The following is a 15,482-nucleotide window of genomic DNA, read 5'->3' on the forward strand; positions in this document are numbered from 1 at the left end:
TTCCATAAAGCGTTGCAAATGAGCGGGTTACTCGGTTTCACGGAAGACCTGCCCGAAAGCGACCATACTTCTACTAACGCGATTGTCAGGAGTACAGCTCATGTCCTACGAACATCTTCTGGTCGCCGTCGACCTCACCGAAGAGTGCGACCCGGTGATCAAGCGTGCCATGGCGCTCGCCGAACCGACCGGTGCCAAGGTCTCGCTGGTGCACATCGTCGAACCGATGGCCATGGCCTTTGGCGGTGATGTACCGATGGACCTGTCGCAACTGCAACAGCAGCAGTTCGACCAGGCCAAGGAGCGCATGGATCGGCTATTCATCAAATACTCCGGGATCAAACGCGGCGACTCACACCTCACCTACGGCCAGCCACGCCAGGAAATCCACCAACTGGCCAAGGACCAGCAGTGCGACCTGATCGTGGTGGGAAGCCATGGCCGACATGGCCTGGCGTTGCTGCTCGGCTCCACGGCCAATGATGTGCTGCACGGGGCGCCGTGCGATGTGCTGGCGGTGCGGTTGCAGAAGAAGGAGTGATTTGACCTCTACGGGCCCTAGCGCCGGCAAGCCGGCTCCCACAAGATCTCCACACGTTCAGAAAGCTGTGGAGTACCTGTGGGAGCCGGCTTGCCGACGATGAGGCCATGCGGTCGAACTCAGCCTTCCAGCTCAGCCCAACGCTCTACCAGCACATCCAGCTCGCCCTGCATCTGCTCCAGCTTCGCCAGCACCGCCGAGGTCTCCTCGATCGGCCGCTGATAGAAACCCGGGGCATTGACCTCTTCCTGAGCGGCTGCCATGCGCTGTTCGACTGCGTCGATCTGCCCAGGCAACATCTCCAGCTCACGCTGCAGCTTGTAGCTGAGCTTCTTCTTCGAGGCATCGGCCACGGCTGCCACTGGCGCCGGCGCAGCCTGCACTTCCTGCTTCTCGACCACCGCACTGTTGAGCTCGGACTTGCCGCCCTTGCTTTCGGTCACGCCCAACAGGCGCGGCGAGCCGCCCTGGCGGATCCAGTCCTCATAGCCACCGACATACTCACGCACCTTGCCCTCGCCCTCGAACACCAACGTGCTGGTGACGACGTTGTCGAGGAAGGCCCGATCGTGGCTGACCATCAGCACAGTGCCCTTGTAGTTGGACAGTACTTCTTCCAGCAGCTCAAGGGTTTCCACGTCCAGATCGTTGGTCGGTTCGTCCAGCACCAGCAGGTTGGCTGGCTTGCTGAACAGCTTGGCCAGCAGCAGGCGCGCGCGTTCGCCACCCGACAGCGCCTTGACCGGCGTGCGGGCACGCTGCGGGCTGAACAGGAAGTCGCCGAGATAGCTGAGCACATGGCGGTTCTGACCGTCGATCTCGATGAAGTCGCGGCCTTCGGCCAGGTTGTCGATCACGGTTTTTTCCAGATCGAGCTGATGGCGCATCTGGTCGAAGTAGGCCACTTCCAGCTTGGTGCCGCGCTCGACCTTGCCCGAAGTGGGCTCCAGATCGCCGAGCATCAGCTTGAGCAAGGTGGTCTTGCCAGTACCATTGGCACCCAACAGGCCAATGCGGTCCTGACGCTGCAGGACCATGGAAAAGTCCTTGACCAGCATCGGCCCTTCGGCGTGATGGAAGCTGACGTTTTCCAACACCATGACCTGCTTGCCGGACTTCTCCGCTGCCTCGATCTGGATGTTCGCCTTGCCCTGGCGATCGCGGCGCTCGCTACGCTCGACACGTAAGGCCTTGAGGGCACGTACACGGCCTTCGTTACGGGTGCGACGGGCCTTGATGCCCTGACGGATCCACACTTCTTCCTGGGCCAGGCGCTTGTCGAACAGCGCGTTGGCGGTTTCTTCGGCGGCCAGTGCGGCCTCCTTGTGCACCAGGAAGCTGGCGTAGTCGCCGCTCCAGTCGATCAGCCCGCCGCGGTCCAGTTCGAGAATGCGCGTAGCCAGGTTCTGCAGGAAGGACCGGTCGTGGGTGATGAACAGCACCGCGCCGTTGAAGCCGCGCAGGGCCTCTTCGAGCCAGGCAATGGCACCGATGTCCAGGTGGTTGGTCGGCTCGTCGAGCAGCAGCAGGTCGGGTTCCGACACCAGTGCCTGGGCCAGCAGCACGCGGCGGCGCCAGCCACCGGAGAGCTCAGCCAAAGTCTTGTCGGCCGGCAGTTGCAGCCGGCTCAGGGTGCTTTCCACCACCTGTTGCAGGCGCCAGCCATCGCGGGCTTCAAGCTCGTGCTGCACGTGCATGAGCTTGTCCAGGTCATCGTCGCCCTGGATGTTCTGGCTGAGGTGGTGGAATTGAGCTAGCAACTCGCCCACGCCATCCAGGCCTGCGGCCACCACGTCGAACACCGTACGCTCGTCAGCAACCGGCAGCTCCTGCGGCAGTTCGCCGATCTTCAGGCCGGGCGCGCGCCAGATCTCACCGTCATCGCCCTTCTGCTCGCCCTTGACCAGGCGCAGCATGCTGGACTTGCCAGTACCGTTGCGGCCGATGATGCACACCCGCTCGCCACGGGCGATCTGCCAGGACACTTTGTCCAGCAGCGGCATCGCGCCGAATGCGAGGGACACATCGCTGAATTTGAGCAGGGTCATGTTCGTCTCCAGAAAGCGGGCGCGCATTCTACCTGAGTTGGCCCATTCCAGCATTAAGTTGACCACGCTGCCTGGGCATTGCGACATCTGGTCGAAGTTAACGCCCTGATACAAGCAGAGTGCTTTCACCCGCTGCCGGCAAACGGCTAAGCTAAGGCAATAGCTTCCATCAGTGCTGGCTACGCCGTCACTTTTCCCATGGTTCAACTGCCCGGACGTATCATGCGCAGCCGCCTGCTACAGATTGCCTCCTGCCTGCTGCTCACCGCCGCTACCGCCAACGTGGCGCAGGCCACCGACCTCACCCTGCAGCGCCAGTACTATGACGAGGCCAAGCGTGCGCTCGCCAAAGGCGACAAAGGGCCTTACCTGCGTTATACCCAAGCCCTGCGCGATTACCCGCTGACGCCCTATCTGGCCTATGACGAACTCACCGCCCGCCTGAAAAGCGCCAGCAACGAGGAAATCGAAGGTTTCCTTGCAAAGCACGGCGACCTGCCCCAGGCCAACTGGATGAAACTGCGCTGGTTGCGCTGGCTGGCCGAGCGTGGCGAGTGGGACACCTTCGTCAAGTACTACGACCCCAAGCTCAACTTCACCGAACTGGATTGCCTCAATGGCCAGTACCAGCTGAGCCACGGCAAACGCGCCGAAGGCTACGCCAGCGCGGAGAAGCTGTGGAACGTGGGCAAGTCGCAACCCGCTGCCTGTGACACCCTGTTTGGCATGTGGGCCGCCGAAGGTCAACTGACCGAGGCCAAGCGCTGGAACCGCGCCAAGTTGGCAGCCCAGGCGCGCAACTACAGCCTGGCCAGCAGCCTGGTTCAAGGCCTTACCACCCTTGGCCAACAGGGTCGCCTGCTGATCGATGTGGCGCAGAAACCCGAGCTGCTCAACCAACCGTCGCGCTTCACTCCGGCCAACGAGGCCATGTCCGATGTGGTCAGCCTCGGCCTGCGACGCCTGGCCCGCCAGGATCCTGACCGGGCCATGGCCTTGCTCGACGATTATGCCCAGCGCATGCACTTCTCCCGCGACGAAAAGGTCGCCATCGCCCGCGAGATCGGCCTGACCCTGGCACGCCGCTACGACCCTCGGGCCCTCGACCTGATGACCCGCTACGACCCGGAACTGCGCGACAACACCGTCAGCGAGTGGCGCCTGCGCCTGTTGCTGCGCCTGGGTCGCTGGGAAGACGCCTACGAGCTGACCAGGCGTCTCCCGCAGGACCTGGCCACCAGCAACCGGTGGAAGTACTGGCAAGCACGCAGCCTGGAATTGGCCCAGCCGAACAACCCGCAGATTTCGCAGCTCTACAGAAATGTGGCGCGCGAACGTGACTTCTACGGCTTTCTCGCCGCCGACCGGGCGCAGACACCGTATCAGTTGAACAACAAACCGCTGGTGCTGAGCCCGGCCCTGGTCAACAAGGTGCGCAATACCCCCGGCGTCCAGCGCGCCCTGGAGTTCCATGCTCGCGGGCAGATCGTCGAGGGCCGCCGCGAGTGGTATCACGTCAGCCGCCACTTCACCCGTGACGAGATGGTCGCCCAGGCGCGCCTGGCCTACGACCTGCGCTGGTACTTCCCGGCCATTCGCACCATCAGCCAGGCGCAGTACTGGGACGACCTGGACATCCGCTTCCCGATGGCCCATCGCGATACTCTGGTGCGCGAAGCCAAGGTGCGCGGCCTGCATTCGAGCTGGGTGTTCGCCATCACCCGGCAAGAAAGCGCCTTCATGGAGGATGCACGTTCCAGCGTCGGTGCCAGCGGCCTGATGCAGCTGATGCCGGCCACGGCCAAGGAAACCGCTCGCAAGTTCAGCATTCCACTGGCGTCGCCACAGCAGGTGTTCAACCCGGACAAGAACATTCAGTTGGGCGCAGCCTACCTGAGCCAGGTGCACAGCCAGTTCAACGGCAACCGGGTACTGGCGTCGGCGGCGTACAACGCAGGGCCTGGCCGGGTACGTCAGTGGCTCAAGGGTGCCAAGCACCTGAGCTTCGACGTGTGGGTAGAGTCGATCCCGTTCGACGAGACGCGCCAGTATGTGCAGAACGTGCTGTCGTACTCGGTGATCTATGGGCAGAAGCTCAATGCGCCGCAACCGCTGGTGGATTGGCATGAGCGGTATTTTGATGACATGTAGGGATTGCTGAGTCAGCACTGCCCTATCGCGGATTCATCCGCGATAGGGCCGGCACTCACTATTCCAGCACTTCGACTTCCATCCCCACTTCCAGCCAGCCACCCCCATCCACGGCCAGGTTCTGCCCGAACAGGATGTCCCCTTCTTTCTCCCGGAAGGTTTTCAAGGTAGTTAGCGGCTCGCGGTCCGCGCTGCGCTCCCCGGTCGCCGGATCGAGCGTGGTGAAGATGCACCGCACACTCGGCTTGAGCACGCGAAATTCCAGCTCGCCAATGCGAATCCGCTTCCAGCTATCCTCGGCAAAAGGCTCAGCGCCTTGCACCACCAGATTCGGCCGAAAGCGCAGCATTTCCATGGGCCGACCAATACGCCGGCTCAAGTCATCCAGCGAGCCTTGGCCTATCAGCAATAAAGGGAAACCATCGGGAAACGCCGCACGGTCACTGTTCAGGCCGTAACCGTTGGGCAGATAGCGCGCCCGCTGCTCAGGGCAGTGGACCAGGCGCACCGATTTGCCGAGCAACTGCGACAACCAGGTTGCCGCTTCGTCGCCCGCGTCCGGCACACGCAAGGTGTCACGCCAGATGGTCACCCCCCGCAGGCTGTCATCGGCAGCAGGTACCGCCACCTGCAGCGGCGCCTGCCCCGGTGCTTCCAGCAGCAGTGCTCCGCCCTCGCCTTCGCAGGCCTTCAGCTGCCCAAGCAGCGGCCAAGCACGCTGGGTGAGGAAGCGTCCGTTTTCTTCCTCGACCACCATCCAGCGTCGATCGCCCTGCAATCCCAGCAGCCCCACCGGCGAGCGCTGCAGGCTTTGCGCCTGCCCCGACTTCACCGGGTATCGATACAACTCACTCAGAAACATCCTTGCCTGCCTCGTGCCGTGCCAAAAGGCCAAGCTTATACCTGGCAGGCCCAAGGATCACGCAGTGGCCGCATCCAGCAACAGGCGTTGCTTGACCACATCAACAAGGCGATCAGGCTGGAACTTGGACAGGAAATTGTCGCAACCCACCTTTTTCACCATCGACTCGTTGAAACTGCCCGACAACGAGGTGTGGAGCACCACGTACAACTTGCGCAGGCGTGCGTCGCTGCGGATTTCGGTAGTCAGCCGGTAACCGTCCATCTCCGGCATCTCTGCATCGGTGAACACCATCAGCAGTTTTTCACACACATCCTCGCCCGCATCGGCCCAGGCCTTGAGCATGCGCAAGGCCTTCAGGCCATCGCTGGCCACATGCAGTTTCACCCCCAGTTGCGACAGGGTGTCACGCAGTTGCGCCAGCGCCACGCTGGAATCGTCCACCAGCAGCACTTCACGGCCACGGGCGCGGGCCAGCACCGGGTCGGCGAGCTTGTCACCGGAAACCCTGGCGTTGTACGGGACGATTTCGGCCAGCACTTTCTCCACGTCGATCACTTCCACCAACTGCTCATCCACCTTGGTAATGGCCGTCAGGTAATGCTGGCGGCCAGCACTGGAGGGCGGCGGCATGATGGCTTCCCAGTTCATGTTGACGATGCGGTCGACCCCGCCGACCAGGAAGGCCTGTACCGAACGGTTGTATTCAGTGACGATGATGGTGCTGTCCGGCCCCGGCTGCAGCGGCCGCATGCCGATCGCCTGGGACAGGTCGATCACCGGCAAGGTCTGCCCGCGCAGGTTGACCACACCGCAGACGAACGCATGGCGCTGGGGCATCAAGGTCAATTTGGGCAGTTGCAGTACCTCCTGCACCTTGAACACGTTGATCGCGAACAGCTGGCGACCGGCCAGGCGAAACATGAGAATTTCCAGGCGGTTCTCACCCACCAGTTGCGTGCGTTGGTCTACCGTGTCGAGAATGCCTGCCATTGGAAAACCCCCGGGGCTGAGTGGGAAAAGGTGAATTCATTCACTCTTTATCGGCGGCTTGGGGCACAGCTTGACCCTTGTAATAAAATGCCGCACAGGCAATTGATATCACATTACCATCATGCTTTACTGCGGACATCGCCACCTTGGATCCATTCACGCGCCCAACAGTCGCACCCTAGGCAGCCATCAGGGAAACCCCTAGTGGCAATCGGGTGCAACCTGATGTTCGCGATATCCTTTAGCCATTAATGTGACGCCATTCTCACTGCATGAATGGAGTCAGGCTTTTGCTAGCGATCGACATGGCGTGCCCATCCCTTGCTCCTGCCCTACGCGCCGGAGTGTCATGATGGACAACACCGTCTTCCCCAACAGCGCCCTGCAGGAGTTCCTGCTGGATGCGCAGGTCTTGTTGACCCAGACCCAGGAATGCCTGCAGCACCTGGAACTGATCACCAATGACCCGGACGCTTGTCATTGCCTGCACAATACCCTCGACACGCTCGCACGACGCGCCAGCGGCCTGAACCTGCACGAAGTTGCCCACTACGCCACTGCCCTGCAGCAGCTGCTTGCCCCGGCCTGCCAGCAACTGCACCTGCACAGCGAAGCATTGCCTGCGCTGGATGCCTGCCTGACACTGCTGGCCTGGCAACTGGAGCTGGTGGATATGCGCACTGGTCGGCTTGCCCTCGATAGCAGTGAGCAAGCAGCACTGTTGAGTGATCTCGCGAATGCGCTGGGCAGTTCCGTGCCGCAAACGTGTGCGCCCTGCGATGAAATGGGCAGCAGCTGCCTCCATTCGCACACCCCGTCAGTCAGCCATTGGAATGCACTAGCGAGCGCACCACGGGGCAACTAAGGACATAGTCCGGTGCCACCTCAACGCGAACTTGCACGATGTTATGCGTTCACCGGCCGCGCCTGTGACCTGAAGCAACACCAAAGTTGAACTGGGCAATTCAGAGAAATACAGCAATAGTGGCACACCGCCACTTATCACCTCAGGCAATACCCCGAGATCAGCCCGTAAACCCTGAGGTTTCAAAGCATTACCCGGTCGCGACCTGAACAGTCCGAAGTGATACCATGCGCACTAACAAACACCGGCCACCCGTATGTGAATTGCTTTCAACGCGCATTCGCCAATTATTGAAAGCTCGACGCCAAAGCCTCTGGTAAACCATGTGCAAGGCCTCCATCAGCAAGACTTCTGTGGCTTCCCTACCTATGTTCCCACGCTTGAAGATCCCTCTGCGTCGCTGTTCTCGCGCCACCTTGCTGCGCTGGGCTACGGCGTTGCTGTGCGTGGTGTCGCTGGTCGCCAACCTGTCGCTGCTGGCCGCGCAGGCCCTGCCCATCGGCCTGCTGTTGCTGCAGTTGGTTGCCACCCTCGGCGTGTGCTGGCACCTGGGCCACGGTGCCAGGTCTATCAGCATGCGCCCTGCGGAGCTGGCCGACCGCATGCTCAAGGTGCAGGAGAGCGAACGCCAGCACCTGAGCCGGGAGCTGCATGATGACATCGGCCAGTTGCTGACTGCCGCAAAACTGCAGCTCGATTGGTTGCAACGGCGTGTGCCCGGTGAATTGCAAGCGCACTGCGGCAGCTTGCGCAGCACCCTGGAAGACTCCTTGAGCAAAGTGCGCGACGTGTCTGCCATTCTCAATCCACGGCAACTGGCCAGCCTTGGCCTGGAAGCCAGCCTGCGGGCGCACCTGGTACGCACCCTGGCAAACAGCGATGTGCACTGGAGCCTGGAGTGCCATCAGCGCCTGGGCGGTGTGACCGAGGAAGTAGCCATGGCCGCGTTCCGCATCACCCAAGAAGCCGTGACCAACATGTTGCGCCATGCCCAGGCACGCAACCTGACCGTGCGCCTGCAGCGCAGCCCCAATGGGCTGGCCTTGTCGATCCAGGACGACGGCCTGGGCTTCATCCCCGCCGCCAACCCTGCAGAGGCCGGCCAGCGCGGCATGGCCGGCATGCAGGAACGCGCCACCGCGCTCAAGGGCAGCCTGGAGATCACCAGCCAGCTTGGCCTGGGCACGCGCATCGACGCCTTGTTCCCGTGGCCACCTCGCACCCATGAACGCGCCAGGACTCCCCATTCGCCATGACCTGTAGATTGCTGCTGGTGGATGACCACTCGCTGATCCGCGCCGGGGTACGCGCCCTGGTTTCCGATATCCCTGGTTATACCGTTGTCGGCGAGGCAGACGACGGCGATCAGTTGCTCGAGCAAGCTCAGCAGCTGGCACCCGATATCGTCTTGCTGGACATTTCCATGCGCTCGACCAGCGGCCTGGACGCCCTCACCCTGCTGCGCGCCTCGGGCAACACCTGCAAGGTGCTGATCCTGTCCATGCACACCGACCCGGACCTGATCATGCGCGCACTGGAAAGCGGTGCCCACGGCTACCTGCTCAAGGACGCCACCGCCACCGAACTGGAACAGGCGCTGACGGCATTGCGCGGCGGTGAGCGCTACCTCAGCCCGGCAATTGCTCATACCGTGATCAACCAAGCGCTGATGCGCGCACAGCACGGCAAGCAGGCCCCAGCCGACCGACACAACCTGACCGCGCGGCAACTTGAGATCCTGCGCCTGATCGTTCGCGGCAAGTCGACGCGCGAGATCGCCAGCGGCCTTGGCCTGTCGATCAAGACCGTGGAGACCCACCGCTCGCAAATCATGAAACGCCTGCATATCTACGACGTGGCAGGCCTGGTGCTGTTTGCCGTGCGCGAGAAGATCATCAGCCTGGACGACTGAGCAACGGCGAGTCCCCCGGCAAATGCAGGCGCAAGGCTGCAGGGCAGGCCTCGAAGCGCAGGCTGTCGGCTTGCAGCGGCTCGCCATCGAGGTTGATGTCCAGGCCTTGCGAACACTTGACCTCGACCCATGGCAAACGAGCCCGTACGAAAAGCCCTTCCCCCGCCAATAGCTCGCGCAATGCCCCGACCATTTCCTGGGGGGCCGGCAAGATGGCCACGTCGAGCAGACCGTCGTCCACCTGCGCTTGCGGGCACAACTCCTGCCCACCACCGGCCTGGCGACCATTGCCGATGCCCAACGCCAGCAACTCGCCCTGCCACTGAAAACCCGGCCCGCTCACTTCCACCGAGGCGGCCTGAAGCTCACTGAACCGCGACAGGCCAGTGAACAGATAGGCGGCCGCGCCCAGCACTTTTTTCAAGTCTTCCGAAGTGCTGGCGGTGACCTGGCTGCCGAAGCCGCCCGTAGCCATGTTGAGGAACCATTGATCACCCACGCGTCCCAGGTCGATCGGCCGGGGCGGCTGCTCAAGCAACGCCAGGGCTTCGCCAGGCAGCAATGAAACGCCGGCGGCCTTGGCAAAATCGTTGGCGGTACCCAACGGCAGCAAGGCAAGGCTGACATCGGTAGCCGCCTGCCCCATGGCTTCAGCCACATCGCGCAAGGTGCCATCACCGCCGCCAGCGACCACATGGGTATAGCCTCCCGTCAGCGCCTCACGCACCAGGCGCTGGGCATCACCACCTTCCCAGGTCACCCGTACGTCCAGTGTCCAGCCCCGCTCGCGCAAGGCTGACACGGCCTGGCGCACCTCTTCGTTCATCGCCTGCTTGCCATGCAGAATCAACATCGCCTTGCGCGTTTGCATTGCGCCTCTCCGTGGGGCTGTCAGTCCAGATCTCGACCACAACCACGGGCAGAATGCTGCACACCTGCCGCAAATTCGCCAACGACACGAGGCTCCTCGAAGCAGAAAACGAACAGAAAATAGACAGATTCACACAAACATCATTGAAAGCGCCTTCCATTGAGCGCATGATCGACAAAATTTTGGCCTTCATGGATGATGCCGCAGTGAAAAGTCGGTTTTTTGACTTTATCGCCAGAACCCTGACAGGTCGCACGTTCCCCTTCATCGCGTCCACTGCGACGCCCTGATACGAGGCTGTGAAATGAGCGTTCTGATCCCTTGCATCATCGCTGGCGGTGCTGGCACTCGCCTGTGGCCGGTTTCCCGCGAGGCCATGCCCAAACCCTTCATGCGCCTGCCTGATGGCCAGAGCCTGCTGCAGAAGACCTTCGCCCGCGCCAGTGCGCTACCCGGGGTGGCACGCGTATTGACGGTCACCAACCGCGAAGTGTTCTTCCGTACCCAAGATGAGTACCGCCAGGTCAACCTTGGCAATCTCGCCCTGGATTACCTGCTCGAAACCAGCGGGCGCAACACCGCTCCCGCCATTGCGGCAGCCGCACTGCACTGCGCCCGCCACTATGGCGAAGACAGCGTGCTGCTGGTGCTTCCCGCTGACCACCTGATTCAGGACTTCGAGGCGTTCGCCGCTGCGGTAAGCCACGCCCAAGCGCTGGCCAGCGACGGTTGGTTGAGCACCTTCGGCCTGCTGCCCAACCGGGCCGAGACAGGTTTTGGCTACATCGAGCAAGGCCCGGCGCTGGGCGAGCATGCCCATCAGGTCGCAGCCTTCGTGGAAAAACCCGACGCCCTCACCGCTCGCGAATACCTCGAAGGCGGCCGCCACCTGTGGAATGCCGGCATGTTCTGCCTGCACGTGGGCACCCTGCTGGCCGAGCTGCACAGCCATGCCCCGCAAGTGCTGGCCAGCGTTGCCGAGTGCCTTGAACGCAGCGCGGTCAAGCAGGGCGATAACACCCTGCAGGTAGAACTCGAGCCAGACAGCTTTGCCCAGGCCGAGGACATTTCCATCGACTACGCACTGATGGAGCGCTCCGCTCGGGTGGCCGTGGTGCCCTGCGAGCTGGGCTGGAGCGATATCGGCAGCTGGGAAGCGGTACGCGAACTGCGCAGCACCGATGATGCAGGCAACCACTGCAACGGCGAGACCGTGCTGCACGACGTGCATAACTGCTACATCGACTCGCCCAAACGCCTGGTCGGCGCGGTCGGGCTGGACAACCTGATCGTCATCGACACCCCCGACGCCCTGCTGATCGCCGACGCCGCACGCAGCCAGGAGGTCAAGGTCATTGCCCAGCAGCTCAAGCACCAGGGGCATGATGCCTACCGCTTGCACCGCACGGTCACGCGCCCCTGGGGCATGTACACCGTGCTCGAGGAAGGCCCGCGCTTCAAGATCAAGCGCATCATGGTTCGCCCCGGCGAGTCGCTGTCGCTGCAGATGCATCATCACCGCAGCGAACACTGGATCATCGTCAGCGGCATGGCCTGCGTGACCAATGGCGAAGAGGAGTTTCTGCTCGATACCAACGAGTCCACCTTCATCAAGCCTGGCCGCACGCACCGCCTGACCAACCCCGGCGTCATCGACCTGGTGATGATCGAGGTACAAAGCGGCGAGTACCTGGGCGAAGACGACATCGTGCGCTTTACTGATATCTACGGACGCGTCCCGGCAGCAGCGATCGGCTGAGTGCACTCAGGGGCGCGTTTTTGTCCGCGGCCTTTAACGAGGATTCCGGTTCATGCGCATACTCTGGACGCTGCCCTACCTGCCCTGGCCCACCACCAGTGGCTGCAAGACCCGGCAATACCATCTGCTGCGCGGCCTCGCGCAGCATGGTCACCGGATCACCTTGCTGGTGCAGTCGAAGATTCCGCTCAGCGATGCCACCCGCGAAGCCCTCGAACCGTTGGTCGAGCGCCTGATCGTATTGCCTCGGCGCCCCGTCCACAGCCCGCTCAATCTCTTGGCCTCGCCCATCATCGACTACCCGATGCGGGCGATCATCAACGGCCTGGCGCCGTGCCTGCGTCACCGCTTCGAGCAATTGCTCGATGAGCCCTGGGATGTCATCCAGATCGAGCACAGCTACAGTTTCCAGCCCTTCGAAAAGGCCCTCCAGGCCCGCGGCCTGCCCTACATGCTCAGCGAGCATACGCTCGAATCGGTGATGGGTGCGGCTTGCCACGATCGCCTGCCCCTGTGGCTGAGGCCACTCAATGCCTTCGACCGCTGGCGATATCGGCGCTGGGAACAGCGCGTGCTGCGCCAGCCCAACGAAGTGGTGGCGGTGAGCGCGCACGACGCCGAACTGATCAGCCAGATCAGCGGGCGGCCGGTGAATGTGGTGGTCAATGGCGTGGACTGCGATTACTACCAGGACGTACGCCCTGCCCTGCACAGCCAGCGTCTGCTGTTTGTCGGCAACTTCGAGTACGGCGCCAACCTTGAGGCCATCGAATGGGCGCTGGAGGAAATTCTCCCGCAAGTGTGGATGAGCAATCCGGCGGTGCGCCTGGCGATTGCCGGGCACGCCCTGCCGGCCAGTTGGAAACTGCACTGGAACGACCCGCGCATCGAATGGATCGGCTACCGCCCCGACCTGCGCGAATTGCAGCGGCGCTCGGCACTCTTCTTCGCCCCCCTGCGCTACGCCGGCGGCTCCAAGGTAAAAATCCTTGAAGCCATGGCCGCCGGGCTACCGGTGATCACCACCGCCAAGGGCGTTTCAGGCCTTGCCGTGAACAACGGCGAACACTACCTGGGCAGCGATGACGGCGACCAACTGGCGCTGTCTATCACCCAGTTGCTCAACCAGCCTTGGCGCATGTGCCAGATGAGCGAGTCCGGCCGTCAGTTTGCCCGGCAACGTCACGACTGGAGCGTTGCCGCGCAACAACTGGAGAACGTACATATGCGCCTGACCCAGTCGGTGCCGGCCGACGCTTCGCAGCCAGGCACTCGCTGGATCAGCCGCTCAACCGAGTAGTTCGCTCAAGGGAATGAACGGCACGCTGTCCCCCACCTTCGGCGTGCTGCCTTCACGCACCTCGACCAGCCCCTCGGCCCAGGCCGCGCTGCGCAGCACACCGGAGCTCTGGTTCTTGTAGATGCGCACCTGGCCATTGTCGATGCGAGCGCGCAGGTACTCGCGCCGGGTGCCGGCCTTGGGCCAATCGAAACCGGCGGGCACGTCGAACTGCAGCGGCGTGACTGCCGCCACACCCTGGCGACGCAGCAGATAAGGGCGGGTGAGCAGGCCGAAGGTCACCAGCGTCGATGCTGGGTTGCCTGGCAGGCCAATCACCGGCACACCTTGGTAGTGACCAAAGGTCAGCGGTTTGCCCGGCTTGATCGCCAGCTTCCACAGGGCCAGTTCGCCCGCTTCGCGCAGCGCTGCCCCCAGGTAGTCGGCCTCCCCCACGGAAACACCTCCGGTGGACAGGATCAGGTCGACATCGCCCAGCCCCGCCAGGCATTGGCGGGTACGCGCCAGGTCATCGGGCAGAATGCCCATGTCGCGCACTTCGCAACCCAGGCGTTGCAACCAGCTCACCAGCAAGCGCCGGTTGCTGTTGTAGATTTGCCCCGGCCCCAGTAGCAGCCCCGGCTCGACCAGCTCGTCACCGGTAGACAGCACCGCCACGCGCACTCGGCGCACAACCTGCAGGTGCGCATGGCCCAGGGTTGCCGCCAAGCCCAGCTCGATCGGCCCCAGGCGAGTGCCGGCAACCATCACCTGCTCGCCCTTGCGGGTTTCCTGGCCCTGAGGGCGAACGTTCTGGTCAAGCTGCAGGGGCTCGAGGAAGCGCACCCGGCCATCGTCCAGCACTTCGGTGTTTTCCTGCATCTCCACGCAATCGGCACCGGCAGGCAACGGCGCACCCGTGAAGATCCGAGCGCAGGTACCCGGCTGCAGGGGCTCGGGGGCATGGCCGGCAAAGATCCTCTGGCTGACCGGCAATGGTTCACCCAGGTGATCGCCCAGGCGCAGGGCATAACCGTCCATGGCGCTGTTCGGCCACGGCGGCAGGTCGAGCGAGGCGATCAGGTCGGTTGCCAGCACTCGGCCCTCGGCCTCGGCCAGGCAAACCTGCTCAATGTCCTTGATCGGTGCGGCTTCAGCCAGTGCCAGCAGGCGCTCCAGAGCTTCTTCCACCGGCATCAGCGGGCGGGCTTGCGGCGCCTCAGCCACGGCTGTCACAGGCCGCCACCTGCTTCAGGTGAGCAACGAAGTTGCACGGGCGATGGCGGGCGTCGAGCTGTTCGGCGAGGATGCCGTCCCACCCGGTGCGCACGGCATTGGTAGAGCCCGGCAGGCAGCACACCAGGGTGCCGTTGGCGAGGCCGGCCAAGGCACGCGATTGCACAGTGGAGGTGCCGATGTCGGCCACGGAAATCTGCCGGAACAGCTCACCAAAGCCGTCAACCTGCTTGTCCAGCAGGCAGGCCACGGCTTCCGGCGTGCTGTCTCGGCCAGTAAACCCGGTACCGCCGGTGATCAGCACCACCTGCACGCTGTCATCAGCAATCCAGGTGGCGACCTGGGCGCGGATCTTGTACAGGTCGTCTTTGAGCAGCACGCGGTCTGCCAGCTGGTGCCCTGCGGCGCTCAGGCGGTCGACGAACATCTGGCCGGAGGTATCGATTTCGAAGGTACGGGTATCGCTGACCGTCAGCACGGCGATGTTCAGCGCCACGAAGGGAGTATCTGCCTTGGCTTTCATGAGTGTCCGTCGCAGGAGAAGGGAATGCCGGCATTTATATCACAGCAGATGCCAGGCCAGCCCTGCAGATCCAGGTCAATAACCCAGTGACAGAGCTATGCTGAACTGCAAAGGAACTTGCGTAGACGCCCTGCGTCATAAAGTCATCTAGCACCATCGCATTGGAGAAACACGATGATTCAACGGACTCTTCCCGCCTTCTTCCTCGCCCTCGGCCTTGGCGCCCTTGCTGGCTGCTCCTCGCCGAGCGTGATTACCTTGAACGACGGTCGCGAGATTCAGGCTGTGGACACCCCGACCTTCGATGAGGACTCTGGTTTCTATGAATTCGAGCAGCTCGATGGCAAGCGCACGCGCCTCAACAAGGACCAGATTCGCACCGTGAAAGAGCTCTGATTCGAGCCCGGTTTTGAGCCTAAGCCCTTTTAACAACAAGGGCTTG

Annotated in this window: 15 protein-coding genes; 9 read left to right on the top strand and 6 right to left on the bottom strand. The window is 62.7% G+C overall.

Annotation, left to right across the window (positions count from 1 at the left end; all coding sequences use genetic code 11):
• Window positions 1-100: 100 nt before the first annotated feature.
• A complete protein-coding gene (locus tag KU43P_RS18795; protein WP_317658968.1) occupies window positions 101-541 on the top strand; it encodes a universal stress protein in 441 nt (146 codons plus the stop codon).
• A 119-nt stretch (window positions 542-660) separates the two neighbouring features.
• Here the strand turns inward: KU43P_RS18795 and KU43P_RS18800 are convergent, their stop codons facing one another.
• Complete coding sequence (locus tag KU43P_RS18800) at window positions 661-2,589, bottom strand: ATP-binding cassette domain-containing protein (RefSeq protein ID WP_317658970.1); 1,929 nt, start codon at window positions 2,587-2,589, stop codon at window positions 661-663.
• Window positions 2,590-2,811: 222 nt separating this feature from the next.
• Between KU43P_RS18800 and KU43P_RS18805 the strand changes: the two genes are divergently transcribed.
• Complete coding sequence (locus tag KU43P_RS18805) at window positions 2,812-4,740, top strand: transglycosylase SLT domain-containing protein (protein WP_317658971.1); 1,929 nt, start codon at window positions 2,812-2,814, stop codon at window positions 4,738-4,740.
• A gap of 58 nt (window positions 4,741-4,798) precedes the next feature.
• Here the strand turns inward: KU43P_RS18805 and KU43P_RS18810 are convergent, their stop codons facing one another.
• The gene (locus KU43P_RS18810) at window positions 4,799-5,602 is read right to left on the bottom strand and encodes an MOSC domain-containing protein (protein WP_317658973.1); all 804 of its coding nucleotides are present in this window, start codon (window positions 5,600-5,602) and stop codon (window positions 4,799-4,801) included.
• Window positions 5,603-5,659: 57 nt separating this feature from the next.
• Window positions 5,660-6,595 (bottom strand): chemotaxis protein CheV, encoded by a 936-nt coding sequence (locus KU43P_RS18815; protein ID WP_317658974.1) that lies wholly within the window; start codon window positions 6,593-6,595, stop codon window positions 5,660-5,662.
• A gap of 349 nt (window positions 6,596-6,944) precedes the next feature.
• On the opposite strand from KU43P_RS18815, the gene KU43P_RS18820 reads away from it, so the two are divergent.
• The 3 genes from KU43P_RS18820 (at window position 6,945) to KU43P_RS18830 (ending at window position 9,372) form a co-directional block, all read left to right on the top strand.
• Window positions 6,945-7,460: a histidine kinase gene (locus KU43P_RS18820; RefSeq protein ID WP_317658975.1), complete on the top strand. Its 516-nt coding sequence runs from the start codon at window positions 6,945-6,947 to the stop codon at window positions 7,458-7,460.
• Between the two features lie 368 nt (window positions 7,461-7,828).
• A complete protein-coding gene (locus KU43P_RS18825; RefSeq protein ID WP_317663866.1) occupies window positions 7,829-8,716 on the top strand; it encodes a sensor histidine kinase in 888 nt (295 codons plus the stop codon).
• The gene (locus KU43P_RS18830; protein WP_317658976.1) at window positions 8,713-9,372 is read left to right on the top strand and encodes a response regulator transcription factor; all 660 of its coding nucleotides are present in this window, start codon (window positions 8,713-8,715) and stop codon (window positions 9,370-9,372) included. The genes KU43P_RS18825 and KU43P_RS18830 overlap by 4 nt, the downstream gene beginning before the upstream one ends.
• On the opposite strand, the gene yegS is transcribed toward KU43P_RS18830, so the two are convergent.
• Window positions 9,356-10,243 carry a lipid kinase YegS gene (gene yegS / locus KU43P_RS18835; protein ID WP_317658977.1) on the bottom strand — a complete coding sequence of 296 codons (888 nt, stop codon included), beginning with the start codon at window positions 10,241-10,243 and terminating at the stop codon, window positions 9,356-9,358. The genes KU43P_RS18830 and yegS overlap by 17 nt on opposite strands.
• 53 nt (window positions 10,244-10,296) lie before the next feature.
• On the opposite strand from yegS, the gene KU43P_RS18840 reads away from it, so the two are divergent.
• Genes KU43P_RS18840 through KU43P_RS18850 form a run of 3 tightly spaced genes read left to right on the top strand, consistent with a single transcriptional unit; the run spans window position 10,297 to window position 13,302 of the window.
• Complete coding sequence (locus KU43P_RS18840) at window positions 10,297-10,533, top strand: hypothetical protein (RefSeq protein ID WP_317658978.1); 237 nt, start codon at window positions 10,297-10,299, stop codon at window positions 10,531-10,533.
• Between the two features lie 14 nt (window positions 10,534-10,547).
• A complete protein-coding gene (locus KU43P_RS18845) occupies window positions 10,548-12,002 on the top strand; it encodes a mannose-1-phosphate guanylyltransferase/mannose-6-phosphate isomerase (protein WP_317658979.1) in 1,455 nt (484 codons plus the stop codon).
• A gap of 52 nt (window positions 12,003-12,054) precedes the next feature.
• A complete protein-coding gene (locus KU43P_RS18850; protein ID WP_317658980.1) occupies window positions 12,055-13,302 on the top strand; it encodes a glycosyltransferase family 4 protein in 1,248 nt (415 codons plus the stop codon).
• On the opposite strand, the gene glp is transcribed toward KU43P_RS18850, so the two are convergent.
• Both glp and moaB read right to left on the bottom strand, forming a co-directional pair.
• A complete protein-coding gene (glp, locus tag KU43P_RS18855) occupies window positions 13,291-14,517 on the bottom strand; it encodes a gephyrin-like molybdotransferase Glp (protein ID WP_317658981.1) in 1,227 nt (408 codons plus the stop codon). The two genes, KU43P_RS18850 and glp, sit on opposite strands and share 12 nt — an antisense overlap.
• Window positions 14,501-15,040 (bottom strand): molybdenum cofactor biosynthesis protein B, encoded by a 540-nt coding sequence (gene moaB, locus KU43P_RS18860; protein WP_317658982.1) that lies wholly within the window; start codon window positions 15,038-15,040, stop codon window positions 14,501-14,503. Before moaB ends, glp begins: the two co-directional genes overlap by 17 nt.
• A gap of 174 nt (window positions 15,041-15,214) precedes the next feature.
• Between moaB and KU43P_RS18865 the strand changes: the two genes are divergently transcribed.
• Window positions 15,215-15,436, top strand: a complete 222-nt coding sequence (locus KU43P_RS18865) for a YgdI/YgdR family lipoprotein (RefSeq protein WP_317658983.1) — start codon at window positions 15,215-15,217, stop codon at window positions 15,434-15,436.
• The last annotated feature ends 46 nt before the right edge of the window (window positions 15,437-15,482 follow it).

It is taken from the genome of Pseudomonas sp. KU43P (genome assembly GCF_033095865.1).
Taxonomy (GTDB): Bacteria; Pseudomonadota; Gammaproteobacteria; order Pseudomonadales; family Pseudomonadaceae; genus Aquipseudomonas.